Raw genomic sequence first — 18058 nt, forward strand, 5'->3', positions numbered from 1 at the left:
AGTGCTGTGTTGCATGAATCCTCCTTGATTACGCAATCGCCTATCGATAGGCGATAGTAGCTCGCGGCGGCGACGCGTGGCAACTACTCCCATGCGGACCGGTGCCTGGTCAGCCCGAGCCCCGCACACAAGGCGCCTCCGGCCGGCCCAGGGCCCGCCGGCGCCGCGCTCCGAGCCGTCTAGCGCGTCTCGTCCGGATCGCGCGCGCCCGAGGCGTGCTCCGCGAACGCAGCGGCCGCGGCATCGCGGTCACCCTCGACCAGGGTCTCGATGAGATCGGCGTGCCAGGCGACCACCCGCGAACGGTCACCGAGGTAGGCGGGATCACCGATTGCCCGCTGACTGACCAGCATCGGCTCGAGGGTGTCCCACTGGCGCGCGAGGACCGACAGGCCCGTTGAAGCGATCACGCCACGATGGAACTCGATGTCGAGTGCGCGGAACGCCGCCCACTCGTCGGCGTCCACCGCCGCCTGCATCCTCGTGACGACTGAGCGCAGCCGCGCCACATCCGTCGAGGAGATCTCGCCCGCTGCGATTCGAGCGGCCTCTGCCTCGATCGAGGCGCGCATCGTCCGCGCTATGGCGAGCTCCGCGGGCGAGATCTCCGTGACGTAGCTGCCCTGCCGCGGCACCGATACGACGAGCCCGGCATGAACCAGCCGCTTCACCGCCTCGCGGACCGGCGCTTGGCTGATGCCGAGCTGCCGCGCGATCTCCGACTCGACCACCCGCGAGCCAGGCGCCCGAGAACCGTCAAGGATCGACGCCAAGATCCGCTCATACACCTGGTCGGACAACAGGCCTCTACTGATCGGGGTTTCCGTCATCGTTCGCTCCGTCGCTGTCGGGGTCCTCGGAAACCCTAGCGATAGTCGATGACGGATCGCGCCTCGATCTGGCATGGTCTCGTCGGCCGACTGAGCGCGTCCTCAGTAGCCACGCGACGAACAAGCGTCTTGACCACGCCCCAGCCCGTGGGCACGCCAGCACCCGTAGAGACTCCCGAGCCCAGGAGTACGGCGTAGACGCCAGGCCGCGCGTGCATCGACGAAGCGAGAGGGCGAAAGAGTGGACGACGGCACAGGCGTCCTTTCACGTCGAGCCAGAGCTCACAGACGGCGCCGAGGCGGCCCTCCTTCGCGCGTGCCGACTTTTCGAGTGCGGCCTGCCTTCAAAATCGAGGTGTCAGATCCGCCTGGGCCACACCGATTTTCCATAGCCGCCGGCCAATCCATCAAGGCGCTGGATCGCTCGATGGGACCGCTGCACCGATGGAAGGCATGACTTCCCCCGAAGAGCGTTTTCGTAATCCTCTGGCGGCACAGCCTTCAAAGAGTCGATTGCTTGCCAAAAGAACTCAGGAGCCACGAACATCCAGGGCCGTCTCTTCTCGTCGTATCAGATCGGGGCACGTGTCGAGGACGGCCGGTTCGCATTCAGTGCGCCGGAGTCAAACACCGGCGGCGTCCTCGTTCAGGTCGGGGACGATTGCCAGCTTGCGCAGGGCCGCTCCGACTGCGTGAATGTATCGGACCGCCCTTTCGAGTAGGTGCCGCCATGCAGTTCGGTGTCGATGATGACGAGAATTTCAGCATTCGCCTGTGACATTCCTCACCGCAACTGCGCGTGGTGGTGGTCACTGCTGGACGAGCCTGGCAGCACCGTCGGGGAGCTCCGGAGAGCCGGCGTGCTCGCGATCTCCGTGGGCTGACAAGGTTTAGCGTGGGGTTCGGGATCCGGTGCGATAGCGGGTGAGCATAAGGGCGACGGCTTCGTCCACGATTGTGGTGTCGGTGGGGTCGGGCGGGATGAAGTCGGTCCGGACGAGCTGAGGCCACAGGAGTTGGCCGCAGATCATGCCGAGGAACTGTTCGGCCACTGCAGACGTCGGCTGTGCCTGGCCGTCGGCCGAACGGAAGTCGAGTGTGCCGGCCCGCGCTTCAGCGTCCAGGTAGTCGCGGAGCCGGTCGAAGAAGGGTCCGCGGTCGATGGCGAAACCGGTGCCGACGATGTCGGCGAGCTCCGGCATCTGCGGAAGTTCGGTGATGATGAGACGGCACAGCGCCGCCGTCCCCGGCCGCGAGACCAAGCAGGCGTAGTCGCGGCCGATGTGGTCCAGACCGAACCGGGGATCACCGGGCGGAGGCGGGTCGGCGTACTGCACGTCCAGTTGCCACTGCTCGGCGGTAACGGCGGCGAACAGCGCAGCCTTGGAGGGGTACCGCTTGAAGAGGGTGCCGGTGGAGACGCGGGCCTCCCTGGCGATCTGGGCCAGGGAGGTCTTGTCGTATCCCCGGGCGAGGAAGAGGTCGCGGGCGGCGCGGATGATGCGCGCGCGGTTCTCGGCCTTGATCTGCGCGTGATACCCGGGCTCGCACGCGTCGCCCCCGTTTTCTGCTCGGTCATGGTCCATCACCGTCATGTCCGCGCTCCTCGCTCGTCTCCCGGCCGCGTCCTCGCTGTCAGAGGACGGTCTGGCCGCCGTCCAGGATAAGGTCCTGGCCCACGACGAAGGCGGAGGCATCGGAGGCGAGGTACACGACGGCTTCCGCAACCTCCTCGGGCAATCCCATGCGGCCCAGCGGGATGCCGGCGCTGATCGCCCCCAGAACCGCCGTCTGTTGCGCGGGGTCCTCGATCCCGAGCTTGGCGCCGGAGTACAGCGGGGTGTCCACCGGGCCCGGGCTGACCGCGTTGAACCGGATGCCGTGCGACCTGAGCAGGTCCGCGTTCCATGACCGCATCAGAGAACCGCCAGCTGCCTTCGTCGCGGCGTAGGCGTTCGACCGACCATAGCCGCCGTGCGCACTGGCGGACGCGTTGAGGATGACTGAGGACGGGTTGGCCAGCACGGGCACCAGGGCCTGCGTGAGAAAGAAGACGCTCTTGACGTTGATGTCGAAGAACCGGTCGAAGCTGTCCTCCGTGTGGTCCTCGAACGGCCGCCAGTCCGAGACGCCGGCGTTCAGGAACGCCACGTCCAGCTCCCCGAAGTGCTCACGCACCCGCTCCGCCAGACCGCGCTGCGCATCCAGATCACGCGCATCAGCCTGCACCACCGGCACCTTGTCCCCGAGGACCTGCCGCGCCTTGTCGATGCTGGCCGGGGTCACGCCGGTGACCAGCACGTCAGCCCCCTCCGCGACAAAAAGCTGCGCGGTCTCCAGGCCGATCCCGCTCGTGCCGCCGGTGATGAGGGCGCGCTTGCCCGCAAGACGATTCATGTTGTTCCTTGCCGAGTCGTTAGGTAAGTCGATGGACTCACCACACGGACGATAAGCCCCCTACCGCCCAAGAGGCAAGTTGGTCGACTTACCATCGAGCTGGTCGGGTATTGCGCCGGCAGGGCCCCCTCCGGCACCGGCCGCGCCGACGGGCACAGAGGCGCCTCCTGGAGGCTTGAGCGACCCAGCGTTAGCCCCCTAACCCTGTTGTCAGCCAGCCGTTGAGCAAGACGGGCTTGAGAAGCGCGAACGCTTCGTCGAGCAGCCGATCAAAATCCACTGCTGCCTCGCGAATCACCTATTCGGCGGAGCTGAAATCAAGGCATTTCGGTGCCGCGAGGGTGATAGCGCAAGCCTGAAAGTCCCTGTCCCGGCCGGCACCGGGAAAGCGCTGGCCACGAGGGGCGCGAGAACTCATCCACACCAGGTGCTTCTGCTTCGAACCCGGCTCGGTCCTGTTCCCCGACTCAGCACCCAATGGAAAGACGCGGCTCAGCCGGCGGCGATCTCCGAGGCCTGCGCCCGCCACCACGGGGTCTCGACGAAACCGCGCTTGAGGTAGAGCACCTCCAGGGACGCGTTCCAGCCCTCCACGCCGTCCAGGCGGGCGAGCGACCCCGTGATGAAGGCGTACAGCTCCTCCACCGTGGGCGTGATGATCTCGCACAGCAGGGAGTTCTCGTCGAGCATCGCGGCCAGGTACCGCACGAATGGGTACCGGGCCAGCTCGTGGGCCACCGCGTCGATGCGGGACGGCGCCACCTTCACCGTCATCAAGGCCTCCGAGCTCATCCCGAGCGCAGCCGACGGGACGAGGGTGAGCAGGCTGATGCACTGGGACGCCCGCAGGCGCTCGAACCTGCGCCGCACACTGGACTCGTTCATGCCGACCTCGTCGGCGATGCTCTGGAACGTGCGGCGCCCGTCGTCGCGCAGGGCCGCGATGATCTGCCGGTCCGCGTCGTCGAAGTGCTCGGGCGCGCAGGTGACCGGCTCTGCGGCCTCGGCCTCGTCGCCCTCGGCCGGCGGGCCCAGCAGCTCCCGGTAGAGCTGTCGCCCCCAGTCGAAGCTCACCTTGTAGACGTGCAGGATCAGGTCGCTGCGCCAGCGTTCCACGCCCGGCACCGACTGCACCTCCTGGAGGACGCGCGCGTGGTGCGCCGCGCCGCCGCGCACGACGAGCTCGAGGATGACGTCGTAGCCACCGGTGACGATGGTGCAGAACCGCACGTCAGGGTTGGCCGCGAGCGCGGCGGCGACCTGGACCTGGGTGCCGGTGGCGCAGTTGATGCGTACCCAGAAGGAGTCGGAGGGTCCGTCGGCGCCGAGCGCGGGTACGGCGGCCACGCGAACGACGCCGTCGGCGATGAGCTGCTGGCCGCGGCGGGAGACCGTGGTGACGGAGCCGTCGACGGCCTCGGCGACGGCGCGCCAGCTCGCGCGACCGTCGTGCTGCAGCGCGACGACGATGCGCTTGTCGAGGTCGTCGAGGTCTTCCAGGGTTGCGAGGTTCATGCGCGCCCGGCGGCCGTCGTCGGCCCGGCTGCGGGAGCCGGCGGGTACGTCTCGTGCAGGAAATCGCGCACTACCCGGGTCCACTCCTCGGCTTCTTCGATCTGGGGTGAGTGCCCGGAGTGCTCGAAGATGACGAGGCGAGCGTCCGGGATCAGCTCGGTGATGGTCTGCGAGCACGATACCGGGGTGATCCAGTCGGTCCTGCCCACCGTGACCAGCGTCGGCGCACTGATTGCGGGGAGCTGGGGCTTGAGGTCGTACGCGGGCAGGTTCACGGAGAAGGCGTAGTTGTGCGCCTCGTAGCGGTAGGGGGTGGCGGCGACCTTGCGCTGGACGGCTTCGGGGTCGTACACGTAGTCGTACAGGGGCAGGATCTCGCGCCAGCAGTCGCGCAGGTCGTCGTCGTCACGGACACGGCCCTGGTCGATGCGGTCGAACTTGTCCATGTCGACGGTCACCCGGTCGGAGGCCAGGGCGTTGTCCCGGGCGAGGTGGGCGTTGCCGTGGTCGGGCGAGGTGTCGCGCAGCACGACGGCGGCTACCCGCTCGGGGTACCGGATGGCGTACTCCATGGCCATGAACCCGCCGTAGGAGCCGCCGGCGATGGCGACGCGCTCGGCGCCGGCCCACTCGCGCAGGGCGTCCAGGTCGGCGGCCCACTGCTCGTGGCTGAAGGTGCCGGAGCCCTCGGACGTGCCGCTGCCGCGCGCGTCGAACACGACCACGCGGTACTCGTCGGCGAGGCGGCCGAAGCTGGCGCGCGGCTCGGCCCGGGAGCCGAGACCCGGCGCGCCGTGGTGGGTGAGGATCACGGGCGCGCCCTCGGGGCCGAGCACCTCGACGGCGAGCTCGTTGCCGTTGATCGTCACGCGCTGCGCGGTGCTGGTGGCGGCGGCGAACTCGGGCGAGACGTCGTCGGTCGCGGTCATGGCGGGGTCCTCTCGTCGGGGGAAGTCGTGGGATGGGACGGGCCGGCTCAGACCGGGATCACGCAGTCGTCGAGCGAGCGCGGGTACGCGGTGAGCGGCTGCGACCCGGTGTCGGTGACAACCATGCTGTCGCTGATGCGGTACCCGGCGTGGCCGGGCACGTAGAGGCCGGGCTCGTTGGAGACCACCATCCCGGGCTCCAGGGGCGTGTCGTCGCCGTCCTCCAGCCACGGGGGCTCGTGCATGCCGAGCCCGATGCCGTGGCCCTGCCGGTGGCGCAGGTACTGTCCGAGCCCGGCGCCCCGGATCACGTCCAGGCAACGGGCGTTGCTCCGGGAGCAGGGCTCGCCCGGGGCGATGGCCCGGCTGCCCTCGGCCTGCGCGAGCCGCACGGTGTCGTGGTAGCGGCGCTGGTCAGCCGTCGGCTCGCCGAGCACGAACGTGCGCTCCCCCTCCACGAACCGGCCGCCGACGGCGCAGCCGAGGGAGAGCATGAAGGTGTCGCCGGGGCGCAGCCGGTAGCCGGAGGGCAGGCCGTGCGGGATGGCCGAGTTGGGGCCCGCGTACACGAGCCCGCCGGCCAGCGGCGAGACCACCACGACGTCGTCGTGCTCGTCGTACATGGTGGTCGTGCCCACCGAGGTGACGTGCCGCGCGAGCTCCTGCTCGCTCGGCAGGTCGCCGCCCGCTGCGACGGCCTCGGTCACCAGGGCGACGCCGGCGGTGAGCATGAGGTCGGTGATCCGTGCCGCCTCCTGGTGCAGCACCAGCTCCTCCGGGAGCTTGCGGTACCGGGCCTTGGTGACGAGCTCGGTCGGCACCCACTGCGCCGCGGTCAGCGCGCCCTGGGCGAGGGCGAGCCGGTGCTGGGTGACGAGCGTGGTGACCCCCAGCCGTCCCCGGACGCGCCCGGCGGCCCGGGCGAGGGCGGCGAACGGGTTCTCCACGCCCGGGTACTCGGCGTACGACACGATCTCGGCGCGGGCGTGCTGCTCCTGCGCGTGCTGCCGCTCCAGCTCCGGGACCAGCAGGAGCGCAGGCCCCTCGGGCCGCAGGAGCACGGCCACGGGCCGCTCCCCCGGGTGGTGGAAGAAACCGGTCAGGTAAGCGACGTCCTCGGGGTGGTCGGTCAGTACGGCATCGAGGTCCTCGGCGGCGAGCCGGTCCCGGACGCCGTCCTGCAGCCGGTCCAGGACGTCGGCGGGCAGTCGCTGCGGGAAACGGGTGCTCATCGGTCGTGGTTCCTCGGGTTGCGGGCGTCGTTGTAGGCGATCGACACGAGGGTGGCGGACAGGACGAGCGCGAGGATCGCGAGCGACGGGAACAGCGTGAGCCACCAGGCGCTCACCATGGCCCCGGACTGCTGCGCCTCGTAAAGGATGCGACCCCACGACCAGGTGGTCGGGTCGCCCAGACCCAGGAAGGCCAGGCCCGCCGCCGAGAGCACGGCGCGCGACGCCGTGACCACCACGGAGACCACGACCACCGGGGTGACGGCCGGCACCACGTGCCTGCCGATGATCCAGGCGGCGTTGCGGGTCATCAGCCGCGCGGCGTCGACGTACGGCAGCCCGACGACGGCCAGGGCCTGCGAGCGGACCAACCGGGTCACCTCGGGCCAGGAGAACGCGGCCACGACCAGGATGATCGTCGTGGTGCTCGGGCCCGCGAGGGCGGCCACGAGGATCATCAGCGGGAGCACCGGCAACGAGAGGGTCAGGTCCACGAGCACCCCCACGACGGCGTCGACCCGGCGGAAGTACGCGCCGACGACGGCGACCAGCGTGCCGAACGCGATCGCGATGGCCGACGCCGCCACGGCGACCAGCACGGACTGGCGGGTGCCCCAGACCACCTCGGCGAGCACGTCGCGACCCAGGGCGTCGGTCCCGAACGGGTGGGCCCCGCCAGGCGGCTGCAACACGTCGGGGCCGTAGCTCGCCGGAGGCTCGGACAGGACCGGGGCGAACACGCTGACCAGGACGATCAGCGCCAGCACCGCGAGCGAGAAGACGCCCAGCGGCTGGCGCCGGAAGGCGCGCCAGGTGGCGCTGCCGGCGCGGCGGCCCCGGCCCGGTTCGTCGAGCGGCGCCCCGGTCAGGGCGGGGTCGGTGAGGGCCTGGTCGGTGAGGGCCGGGTCGGTCAGGGGTGCGGTCACGATGTCTTCACTCTCGGGTCGAGGAAGCCGTAGGCGATGTCGGTGAGCATGTTCGCCGCCACGACGGTCACCGCCAGCAGCAGGAACGCCCCCTGCAGCACGGGGAAGTCGAGCTGGGTCACGGCCTCGTAGATGCCGCGACCGATGCCCGGGTAGGCGAACACCGTCTCGGTCAGCACGGCCCCACCCACCAGGAACCCGAGCTGCAGGCCGATGAGCGTGGTGGTCGGCAGCAGGGCGTTGCGCAGGGCGTGCTTCCACAGGATCCGGCGGGGCGAGAGGCCGTTGGCCCGCGCCAGGGTCACGTAGTCGTCGCCCAGCGCGTCCACCAGCGCGGCTCGCATGGTCAGCACGTACGGGCCGAGCTGGACCAGCGTGAGCGACAGCGCGGGCAGCACCAGGTGGGACAGCACCGACCCGTACCACTCGAACCCGTACACGTCCTGGTCGTAGGCGCCCCCGATGGGGAACCAGCCGAGCGCCAGGCCGAACAGGAACAGCAGCACGATGCCGACGCTGGGCACGAACAGGGACTGGCCGGTCACGCCGACCACCTGGACCACACGGTCCCAGGTGCGGCCCTTGGCCGAGGCGGCGAGCGCGCCCAGCGGCACGCCGACCACCACCGTGAGGGCCAGCGCGGTGAAGGTCAGGAGCAGCGTCCACGGCAGCCGGTGCAGGAGCACGTCCAGCACCGGCACCGACTGCGTGAACGACGTGCCGAGGTTGCCCTGCAGGAGCTCGCCCAGGTACAGCACGTACTGGACCGGCAGGGGCTGGTCGAGGCCGTACTGCACGAGCAGGGCCGCCCGCGCCTCCTCGGTCATGTTCGTGCTCGCCACGGCGAGCGCCGGGTCGCCCGGCAGGAGGCGCAGGAGCAGGAACGTCACGGTCACGGCGAACCAGATCGTCAGCACTCCCCGGCCGAGGCGGCGCAGGACGAACAGGGTGAGAGACACGCGGGCGGCCTTTCTGGTCGGTACGGGGTCTACTCGCCGGAGACCCGGTGGGCGGACGCGATTGACTGGGCGCTCACGATGGACAGCAGCTCGCTGGGCTTGACGACGAACCCGTCCCAGTCCGAGCTGTAGGCCATGTACAGGTTCTGCGTGTACATGATGTTGTCGTAGACCTGCTCGTGGACCAGGGCCGCGGCCTCCTGCATGAGCGCCACCTTCTCGTCGGGGTCGGCCGTGACGGCCGCCTGCGCGACCAGGTCGTTGAGCTCGGGGTCGTCCACGTGGGTGTAGTTGATGGCCCCGCCCGGCAGGTACGACAGCGTGAAGTTGGTGACGGGGTCGTCCATGATGGCGAAGTTGCCGGCGTAGATGTCGTAGTCGCCCTCGTCCGTGCGGGCCAGGTAGGTGTTGCGCTCCAGGCCCTCCAGCTCGATGGCGATACCGGCCTCGGCCGCGCTGTCCTTGACGAGCTGGGCCCACTGGCTGGTCACGCTGTCCTGCAGCGAGTACAGCAGGCGGAACGTCACGGGGAACATGCCGTCGGCATCGGCCTCGTACCCGGCGTCCTCCATGAGCGACCGGGACAGCTCGGGATCGAACTCGTACTCGGTCAGCGAGTCGTCGTGGTACTGCGACAGGACCGGCATCAGCGGGCTGGAGCCGGTGGAGACCGCCTGCCCCTGGAGCACCACCTCACGGATGGTCTCGTAGTCCGCGGCGTGCGCCAGCGCCTGACGCACCTCGGTCTTCGCCAGGTCCGGCTGGTCCATGTTGTAGACCATGTGGGCGTAGCCCAGGCCGGGCACCTCGGCCACCTCGATGCCCTCGGTGCTCCGCAGCTGCTCCACCTGGGCCGGCGGGAGGGCATTGGCGATGACGTCGACCTCGCCGCTCTGCTGCGCCAGGATCTCGGTGTTGACGTCGGGGTAGACCCGGTAGACCACGCGTGCCGGGACCGGGGTGCCGCCCTCGACCAGCGGGTAGGGCTCCTCGGTGCGTTCCAGCGTGTAGCTCTGACCGGCCTGCACGTCGGTCAGCACGTACGGCCCCGCGCTGACCCAGCCGTCCTCGCCGTCGTTCGCGAACTCGGCCACGGATCCGGCCGGCTCGAACACGTGCTGCGGCACGATGTTACCCCAGAACCCGATCTCCTCGATCACGGAGGTGTCGGGCTCGGTGAGCGTGACCTCGACGCGGGTCGGCGAGACGGCCTCGGCCGACTCGACATGGCCCATCTGGCCGTAGAAGGTGCCGGCGGGCGCGTCCTGCTTGACGGCGTTCAGGGTCCAGGCCACGTCGTCGGCCGTGAGCGGCTCGCCGTCGCTCCAGGTGAAGTCGTCGCGGATCTCGTAGAACCCGGTGGTCTCGTCCACGTAGCCCCAGTCGGTGGCCAGGGACGCCTCCTTGCTGCCGTCGTCCGCGATCGACAGCAGGTGCGGGTACATCAGGTTCGTGACCCAGTAGTCGCTGCGGCTGTTGCCGATCAGCGGGTTGTAGTTGACCACGTCGGTGGTCGTGGCGATCGTCAGGGTGTCGTCGCCCGCCTCGGCGGGCGCGCCGCTCCCCTCGCCGTCGGACGACGGCGCCTGCGGCGCGCAGGCCGCCAGCGCGAGCGCCCCCGCGGCGGCGGTGGCCGCCAGGCTCAGTCTTCGCAGCTTCATCAGATCCAGACCTCCTCGAGGACGCGCAGGGTGTTGCCGCCGACGACGGCGCGGATCTCGTCGTCGGACCAGCCGTGCTTGACCAGCCAGCCGATGATGTTGGAGAACTCCTCGGCCGGGTTCTCGACCCCGTCGACGTACTCGACCTTCTCGTAGTCCACGTGACCGTGGGCCTGGGAGATGGAGAGGTTGGACGCGAAGGCGTCGTGCAGACCCACGTGGTCGCCGAACAGGGTGTCGGGACCGAAGGTCACGTGCTCCAGGCCGACCAGGTCCACGCAGTACTGGAAGTGGTCCATGACCGACTCCAGGGAGTGCCGCGGGTGGTTCGGCGACAGGGTGGTGTGGGGGGCGGCCTCGATGCCGATGACGCCGCCGCGCCGGGCGCACTCGACGATGGTCTCGTCGGTCTTCATCCGGTTGGTGGGCCACAGGCCGCGCGCGCCGGCGTGCGTGATGAACACCGGCTTGTCCGACGTCTTGATCACGTCGAGACACGTGCGATCGCCGGAGTGCGAGATGTCGATGGCGATCCCAAGCTTGTTCATCCGCTGCACGGCCCGCTCGCCGAAATAGGTCAGGCCGCCGTCACCGCGCTCCTTGAGGCCGGAACCGAGCGTGTTGGCCTCGGAGTAGGCGATGCCCATCATGCGCACGCCGAACCCGTAGAGCACGTCCAGCCGGTCCACCTCGTTCTCGATCATGGTGGCCGCCTCCAGCGAGAAGACATGGGCGATCCGCCCGGTCTCCTGGGCGTGGCGGATGTCCTGGAGGGTCTCGCCCTTGACCACGAAGTCCTGGTGGGCCAGGTCGGCCATGCGGACGCCCAGGTCGAAGAGCACGTCCTGGTACTTCCAGCCCGCGTCGCTGGAGATGCAGCAGGTGCCGTCCATCCCGTTGTCGAACACCGCAGTCAGACCGGAGCGGCTCAGCCCCTGATAGCCGGTGCTCTCCCTGCCCTGCCGGATGTAGCCGCGCAGGTCGGTCATGTCCTGGGGGAACACCTGGAGGTGGTCGTGCAGCGAGATGACGGTCTCCTGCTCCAGGAGGCGCGTGGTGCGCTCGGTCTCGCTCGTGCTCAGGTCGAGCCCGGCGTAGGCGGGGACGCGGCCGACCTCCTGCGCGAGCTCGAACGCGCGGTAATCGACGCCCGGCTCCAGGTAGTCGTAGGCCCGGTATCCCGCGTAGTGCTTCGCTGGCTCCAGCACTGCTGCCTCCTCGGCAAGTCGTTGCATCGGACGGCCACACCCCCGATTCCGCGAGACGGTCGGGGAACAAACCGGCGTGGTGGACTTCACCGTCGCGACTATCCGGCACTGGTGTCAATGACAATGGGTTAATCCGGCTCAAGAATTCACGTGAGCGAAACATCGGGTGCCGGTCCGCAGGGCACCATGGAGGGCATGGCACCCACCTCCGACAGCCCCTCCCCCGTGCTGCGCGTCCGCGGCCTCGACATCGGGTTCCGGTCCGGTACCCAGGTCACGCCCGTCGTGCGAGGCCTCGACCTCGACGTCCGCCCCGGCGAGCTCGTGGCCCTGCTGGGCGAGTCCGGCTCCGGAAAAACGGTCACCGCACGCGCCGTCCTCGGCATCCAGGACCCCGCGGCGACGGTCGCGGCACGCGAGCTGAGCGTGGGCGGCACGGACCTGCTCGCCTGCACCGAGCCGGAGCGCCGCGCGCTGCGGGGCGAGCGCGTGAGCATGGTGCTGCAGGACGCCCTGTCGAGCCTGAACCCGGTGCTCACCGTGGGCGACCAGGTAGGCGAGATCTTCCGCGTGCACCGCGGCCTGAGCCGGCGGCAGGCGCGCGAGCGTGCCGTCGAGCTGCTCGACCTGGTGGGCATCGCGGCGGCGCGCGCCCGAGTGGACGACTACCCGCACCAGTTCTCCGGCGGTATGCGACAGCGCATCCTCATCGCGATGGCGATCGCGCTGGAGCCCGAGCTGCTCGTGGCCGACGAGCCGACCACCGCGCTGGACGTCACCGTGCAGGCGCAGATCCTGCGCCTGCTGCACGACCTGCGCGGCCGGCTCGGCATGGGGGTGCTGCTCATCACGCACGACATCGGCGTGGTCACCGAGGTGGCCGACCGGCTGGCGGTGATGCGTGACGGCGTGGTGGTGGAACAGGGGGACGCCGACGCCGTCTTCGCCGCCCCGGCCGAGCCGTACACCAGGACCCTGCTGGGCTCCGTGCCCCGCGCCGGCGCGGTACGCGTGCTGGAGCCGGAGCGGGCGCCGGACGCGAACCGCACGGCGGCGGAGCGACGCCTGCCCGGCGACGAGCACACGCCGGCCGCCCGCCGGGGCGATGTCGTCCTGGAGGTGAGCGGTCTGGGCCGCACGTTCCACGGCGGGTCCCCGTTGGCCCGGCGCACGGTGCGCGCCGTGGACGGCGTCGACCTGGTGCTGCGCCGCGGCGAGACGCTCGGCATCGTGGGCGAGTCCGGCAGCGGCAAGTCGACGCTCGCCCGCATGATCGTGGGACTGGAGAGTGCCGACCAGGGCGCGGTCCGCTACCACGGGCAGGACGTCACCCGCCGCACCCGCGGACCACGCCCCGCGCCACGGACCGGCACCCAGATGGTGTTCCAGGACCCGTACACCTCGCTCGACCCGCGCATGCGGGTGCGCGACATCATCGCCGAGCCGCTGGTCGTGACACGTACCGGTACCGCCGCGTCCCGGCGCGAGCGGGTGGCCGAGCTGCTCGACATGGTGGGCATGCGGCCCGAGGTCATGGACCGGTTCCCGCACCAGTTCTCGGGCGGCCAGCGGCAACGCATCGGGATCGCCCGCGCCCTGGTGCGCGACCCCGACGTCCTGGTCTGCGACGAACCAGTCTCCGCCCTCGACGTGACCATCCAGGCACAGGTCACCAACCTGCTCGTCGACCTCCAGGACCGGCTCGGCCTGTCGATCCTGTTCATCTCCCACGACCTCTCGGTGGTGCGCAACCTCGCCCACCGGGTACTGGTGATGTACCGGGGCGCTGTGGTCGAGACGGGCGAGGTCGAGCAGATCTTCGACCGGCCCGACCACGCTTACACGCGCGAACTGCTCGCGTCGATGCCACCCCTCACCCGCGCGGAGCGCGGACGCCTGACCGCGGTCGGCGCCTAGCCCACGGGAGCCCACGGCGACGGCGCCAGGTGTGCAACTCGTGCGAGCCGTCCTCGGCGAGGAGTTCAGGCGTCCCGGCGCCGCAGGACCCATATCGCGGCCACGACCGCGGCGCCGGCCCAAGCCAGGAGCGCGAGCCCGTCGGCCCACTCGCCCTCCATCAGCCGCCACCCGATCGGGCTAGGCGTCCAGTCGCCGACGGTGTTGATCCACGGCGCGTCGAACCGCTCGGATGCCATCCGCAGCAGCTCGGGAACCAGGAGCAACAACAGGAGCATCACCGCGAGCGCCCCGGCGGTCCGGCGCACGAGCGTCGCCAGCCCGAGGGAGAACACAGCGAGCAGCGCCAGGTAGACCGACGCCGCGAGCGCGGTCTCGGCCTGTGTCCCGTCGACGAGCGAGAGCTCTCCGAGCCGGGCTGCGGTGAGCAGCAGCCCGCCGCCGGTCACCAGCAGCGACGCCCCGAGCACCACGGCGCCCACGATGATCGCCTTTGCGGCCATGATCCAGGTGCGGCGGGGCGTGCAGGCCATGGTGACGGTGATCGACCGGGTGGCGATCTCACCGGTGATCGCCACGATCCCGAACACCGCCAGGATGTACTGGACGAAGTACGACACGGCCCCCAGTACCGGGGTCAGGGCGTCGGGTGTGGTGGGGTCGCCGTCGCCGGACTCGAGGAGGCTCGTCAGCACGACGACTGCGGCGGACCCGCCGAGGTACCACCAGGTGGAGCGCAGGCTCCAGAGCTTGATCCACTCGGCGGCGATCGCGTCGCCGAGCCGCGTCCGGGCCGCCGCTGTCGGCGAACTGGTCGGTGCGCCCGGCAGGGTTGGCACCGCCTGTGGGGTGGTTGCGCTCATGCCGCACCTCCTGCGGTGTACTCCACGGCGTCAGCGGTCAGGCTCATGTAGGACTCCTCCAGTGTCGGTTCGGTCGCATCCAGCCGGTGCAGCAGGAGGCCGAGCTGGTGGGCGAGCGCCCCGACCTCTTCGGGTGGCACGCCCGGGACGGTCAGCTCGTCGTCGCCGGTCCAGCGCGCGTCGTCGAGCCGTTCCGCGAGCGCCTCCAGCCCGGGCCCGCGCACCCGCGAGCCGGTGGCGGTGAGCAGTTCCGACATCGGGGCGTCCGCGATGAGCTGTCCCCGGCCGAGCACCACGAGCCGGTCAGCGGTCTGCTGCATCTCGCTCATGAGGTGCGAGGACACGAACACGGTGCGCCCTTCGGCGGCGAGGCCGCGCAGCAGGGTGCGGATCCAGGTGACGCCGTCGGGGTCGAGGCCGTTGACGGGCTCGTCGAGCATGAGCACCTGCGGATCGCCCAGCAGCGCGCCGGCGATGCCGAGCCGCTGGCTCATGCCGAGCGAATAGGTACCGGCGCGGCGTCGGGCGGCGTCGGTCATGCCGGTGCGTTCCAGCACCTCGTCGACGCGGCGGGCGGGGATGCGCTGGCTGCGCGCCATGGCGCGCAGGTGGTCGCGACCGGTCCGGCCGGGGTGCACAGCTTTGGCGTCGAGCAGTGCGCCGACGGTGGTCAGCGGGCGCTCCAGGTCGGTGTACCGGCGTCCACCGATCAGCGCGGTGCCGGACGTCGGCGCGTCCAGGCCCAGGATCAGCCGCATCGTGGTGGATTTCCCGGCCCCGTTCGGGCCGAGGAACCCGGTGACGGTCCCGGGTTCGAGGCGCAGGGTGAGGTCGTCGACGGCGGTCTTGTCGCCGTAGCGTCTGGTGAGGTTGGTCAGCTCGATCACGTGGCGAACGTACGGGGGGCGGCGGGTGCGCGGCCCCTGCCGATCGGCACCCGCACTACTGTCGTTCGTCAGGTCTTCGCGCTCACGCGGCCCGACGGCGGCCTGGCGCTGCCGTCGTCCGGGTACCGTCGATCCGTGAGCGAGATCCGCGTCCTCCTGGCCGACGACGAGGCAATGATCCGCGCGGGCCTGCGCACCATCCTCACCTCCGCCGACGACGTCGAGGTGGTCGGCGAGGCCCCGGACGGGCTCGCCGCTGTGGCGCTGGCCCGTACGCACCGGCCCGACGTCGCCGTCCTGGACATCCGCATGCCCCGTCTGGACGGGCTGGCCGCGGCCGAGGAGATCCGGCGCAGCGTCCCGGTCACCCGGGTGCTGATGCTGACGACGTTCGGCGAGGACGAGTACATCAGTGCCGCCCTGGCGGCCGGGGTGAGCGGGTTCCTGCTGAAGTCGGGCGACCCGGCCGAACTCATCGCCGCGGTCCGGGCCGCGCATGATGGCGCCGCGTACCTCTCCCCTCGCGTCGCCGCCCGCGTCATCCGGCTCCTGGACGACGGCGGACGGGGACCTGCCGGGTCGGCAGGCGCGGACCGCCGTCGGACCCGGGCGCTCGAGCTGGTGGCGGGCCTGTCCCCGCGCGAGCGCGACGTGCTGGCGCTGCTGGGCGCGGGCCTGTCGAACGCGGAGATCGGGTCCCGCCTGTTTCTCGTGGAGGGCACCGTCAAGGCGTACGTCAGCTCGGCGCTGGCCCGGCTCGGGGTGCGCAACCGCGTGCAGGCCGCGGTGCTGGCGCACGAGGCGGGGCTGGTCTGTGAGCCGGGTGCGGGTTCTGCGGCTGGTCCCGCGGCTGGTCAGGGTCCCGGTGCGGGCCGGAGCACGGGCCAGGGCGAACGTCCGAGCACGGGCCGGATCTCAGGTGCGTAGCCCGGCCGTTGGCGGGCTACCGGGCATGTCCGGCAGCCGCGCCTGGTCGGTCCGGATCGCGGTGGACGCAGGACTGCTCGGCGTGCTGATCGCGTTCGCGCTGGTCGCCGGCGAGCTCGAAGGCTCCGGCCCGTGGACTCGCGCGCAGTTCGTCGCGCTGGCCGTGCCGATGCTCGTCGTGGCGGTCCTCCTCGCGCGCCGGTGGCCCGTCGTGGCCGCCATCCTGCCCGGCGCGCTGTCCCTCGTCGCCAGCGGCAACTTGTTCACCAGCCAGCTCGTCGTCGCTCAGCTCGCCTTCGCGTTCCTGCTCGGCCGCCGGACCGACGGACGGCGGGCGCTGCTGGGCCTTGGCATCACGGTGGCCGGGCTGCTGGCGGTGTTTGTGCTGGTCATCGTCACTGGCGGGGCGCCGGGTTCGGCGGACGACTGGTTCGAGATGCTCACCGGGCTCGTACTCCAGGTCCTGATCCCGTGGGCGGCCGGGCAGTACATGTACCAGCACGGTGAACTGGTGCGCGCGGGTTGGGACCTGGCGGAGCGGCTGGAGCGGGAGCAGGACCGCGCCGTCGGACAGGCCCGCATGCGTGAGCGGGCCCGCATCGCGGGCGACATGCACGACTCCCTCGGCCACGACCTCAGCCTTGTCGCCGTGCAGGCCGGGGCGCTGGAGGCGATCGCTTCCGATCCGGGGCAGCGAGCCGCTGCGGCTCGGCTGCGCGAGTCAGCGGCCGCCGTCACCGAACGGCTGCACGAGGTGGTGACGATGCTGCGGGACGACGCCGACACCGCGACGCGCGAGGCGCCGCCCGCCGCTGCCGTCCGCCCGGACGACGCGATCGCGGCGCTCGTGGAGCGGGCCGCAGCTTCCGGGATGCGCGTGACTCTCGACTCAGGGCCGGAGCAGATGGACGGGATCGCCCGGGACACCGTCCGCGCCGCCCATCGCGTGGTGCAGGAGGCACTCACGAACGCCGCCAAACATGCGCCCGGCGCCGAAGTCCGGGTCACCCTCGCGAACGAGGACACGGCCGACGCCACCTTGGTCGTCACCGTCACGAACGACACATCGCCCCGCCCGCCGGGCGGCATCGGCACGGGATACGGACTGATCGGGCTGGACGAACGGGTCCGGCTCGCCGGCGGTGTCCTGACCGCCGGCACCGAGCCCGGCGGAGGCTTCGTCGTCACCGCGCGCCTCCCGGTGCGTCGCGCGCACGCTCGCGCCACGAACGTTCACAGCGCGGACGCCGAGGCGACCGGCCTGCCCGGCACCATGCACGCGGTCCAGCCTGCACACCCGGAGGGCACGGCCCACGCCGAGCTCGCCGCAGCCCGTGCCCGGCTCCGCCGCGGCATGCTCATCACGTTCTGGACGCCCGCGCTCGCTGGCGTCGCGCTCGTAGCTGCGTTCCTGCTCGGCGGCGGGCGGATCTGAACTCCGTCCGCTGCCGCTACAAGCCCCTACGGGCACGGCCCGCGCGCCCGCTGCTGAAACTCATCCTCGGCGTTTCGACGATCCTGATGCCATGTCGCGCCCTTGTCGTGCGGGGAGGGTGCGTGCGCGTGCGACGAACTCCATGCGGTGGCGCCCTCGTTGGTAGCCATGCACTGGTGAGAGTGCACCACAAGGCAGCTCATGACCGCAGAGTCGCGCCAGGAAAACGGAGAAGGCATGAAGCCGCCGGAGGCGAATGGGGGTCGAGGTCGCGGGGCACAGGCGCCCGCCCCTGAGTGACGAGCGATCTGCCGCGGCATGAGGAGCACCTGACGGACACGTTCGCGCTCCGCCGTTTCGGACACGAGGTAC

Annotated in this window: 15 protein-coding genes; 3 read left to right on the forward strand and 12 right to left on the reverse strand. The window is 70.8% G+C overall.

The genetic code is table 11. The features are described 5' to 3' along the window. Positions 1 to 179: 179 nt before the first annotated feature. The 10 genes from QRN56_RS06855 to QRN56_RS06900 form a co-directional block, all read right to left on the reverse strand. The gene (locus tag QRN56_RS06855; protein ID WP_285102061.1) at positions 180 to 830 is read right to left on the reverse strand and encodes a GntR family transcriptional regulator; all 651 of its coding nucleotides are present in this window, start codon (positions 828 to 830) and stop codon (positions 180 to 182) included. An 890-nt stretch (positions 831 to 1720) separates the two neighbouring features. Then, positions 1721 to 2425 carry a TetR/AcrR family transcriptional regulator gene (locus QRN56_RS06860; protein WP_285102062.1) on the reverse strand — a complete coding sequence of 235 codons (705 nt, stop codon included), beginning with the start codon at positions 2423 to 2425 and terminating at the stop codon, positions 1721 to 1723. A 40-nt stretch (positions 2426 to 2465) separates the two neighbouring features. Then, on the reverse strand, positions 2466 to 3227 hold the full coding sequence (locus tag QRN56_RS06865; protein ID WP_285102063.1) for an SDR family oxidoreductase: 762 nt from the start codon (positions 3225 to 3227) through the stop codon (positions 2466 to 2468). Positions 3228 to 3719: 492 nt separating this feature from the next. Next, positions 3720 to 4742 carry an Lrp/AsnC family transcriptional regulator gene (locus tag QRN56_RS06870; RefSeq protein ID WP_285102064.1) on the reverse strand — a complete coding sequence of 341 codons (1023 nt, stop codon included), beginning with the start codon at positions 4740 to 4742 and terminating at the stop codon, positions 3720 to 3722. Further along, positions 4739 to 5671, reverse strand: coding sequence for an alpha/beta fold hydrolase (locus QRN56_RS06875; RefSeq protein WP_285102065.1), 933 nt, complete (start codon positions 5669 to 5671; stop codon positions 4739 to 4741). The genes QRN56_RS06870 and QRN56_RS06875 overlap by 4 nt, the downstream gene beginning before the upstream one ends. A gap of 47 nt (positions 5672 to 5718) precedes the next feature. Next, positions 5719 to 6903 (reverse strand): M24 family metallopeptidase, encoded by a 1185-nt coding sequence (locus QRN56_RS06880; RefSeq protein ID WP_285102066.1) that lies wholly within the window; start codon positions 6901 to 6903, stop codon positions 5719 to 5721. Continuing rightward, complete coding sequence (locus tag QRN56_RS06885) at positions 6900 to 7829, reverse strand: ABC transporter permease (RefSeq protein WP_285102067.1); 930 nt, start codon at positions 7827 to 7829, stop codon at positions 6900 to 6902. The genes QRN56_RS06880 and QRN56_RS06885 overlap by 4 nt, the downstream gene beginning before the upstream one ends. Continuing rightward, positions 7826 to 8788, reverse strand: a complete 963-nt coding sequence (locus QRN56_RS06890; RefSeq protein WP_285102068.1) for an ABC transporter permease — start codon at positions 8786 to 8788, stop codon at positions 7826 to 7828. Before QRN56_RS06890 ends, QRN56_RS06885 begins: the two co-directional genes overlap by 4 nt. 29 nt (positions 8789 to 8817) lie before the next feature. Beyond that, complete coding sequence (locus tag QRN56_RS06895) at positions 8818 to 10449, reverse strand: ABC transporter substrate-binding protein (protein ID WP_285102069.1); 1632 nt, start codon at positions 10447 to 10449, stop codon at positions 8818 to 8820. Beyond that, a complete protein-coding gene (locus QRN56_RS06900; protein WP_285102070.1) occupies positions 10449 to 11657 on the reverse strand; it encodes a dipeptidase in 1209 nt (402 codons plus the stop codon). Before QRN56_RS06900 ends, QRN56_RS06895 begins: the two co-directional genes overlap by 1 nt. A 195-nt stretch (positions 11658 to 11852) precedes the next feature. On the opposite strand from QRN56_RS06900, the gene QRN56_RS06905 reads away from it, so the two are divergent. After that, positions 11853 to 13574: an ABC transporter ATP-binding protein gene (locus QRN56_RS06905; RefSeq protein ID WP_285102071.1), complete on the forward strand. Its 1722-nt coding sequence runs from the start codon at positions 11853 to 11855 to the stop codon at positions 13572 to 13574. A 65-nt stretch (positions 13575 to 13639) separates the two neighbouring features. Here the strand turns inward: QRN56_RS06905 and QRN56_RS06910 are convergent, their stop codons facing one another. Continuing rightward, positions 13640 to 14437, reverse strand: a complete 798-nt coding sequence (locus QRN56_RS06910) for a hypothetical protein (protein ID WP_285102072.1) — start codon at positions 14435 to 14437, stop codon at positions 13640 to 13642. Further along, positions 14434 to 15324 carry an ABC transporter ATP-binding protein gene (locus QRN56_RS06915; RefSeq protein WP_285102073.1) on the reverse strand — a complete coding sequence of 297 codons (891 nt, stop codon included), beginning with the start codon at positions 15322 to 15324 and terminating at the stop codon, positions 14434 to 14436. The genes QRN56_RS06910 and QRN56_RS06915 overlap by 4 nt, the downstream gene beginning before the upstream one ends. Before the next feature lie 135 nt (positions 15325 to 15459). On the opposite strand from QRN56_RS06915, the gene QRN56_RS06920 reads away from it, so the two are divergent. Together QRN56_RS06920 and QRN56_RS06925 are read left to right on the forward strand one after the other, a co-directional pair. Then, on the forward strand, positions 15460 to 16251 hold the full coding sequence (locus tag QRN56_RS06920; RefSeq protein ID WP_350224557.1) for a response regulator transcription factor: 792 nt from the start codon (positions 15460 to 15462) through the stop codon (positions 16249 to 16251). Positions 16252 to 16276: 25 nt separating this feature from the next. After that, positions 16277 to 17686 (forward strand): ATP-binding protein, encoded by a 1410-nt coding sequence (locus tag QRN56_RS06925; protein ID WP_285102074.1) that lies wholly within the window; start codon positions 16277 to 16279, stop codon positions 17684 to 17686. The last annotated feature ends 372 nt before the right edge of the window (positions 17687 to 18058 follow it).

The organism is Promicromonospora sp. MEB111 (assembly GCF_030209445.1).
Taxonomy (GTDB): Bacteria; Actinomycetota; Actinomycetes; order Actinomycetales; family Cellulomonadaceae; genus Promicromonospora.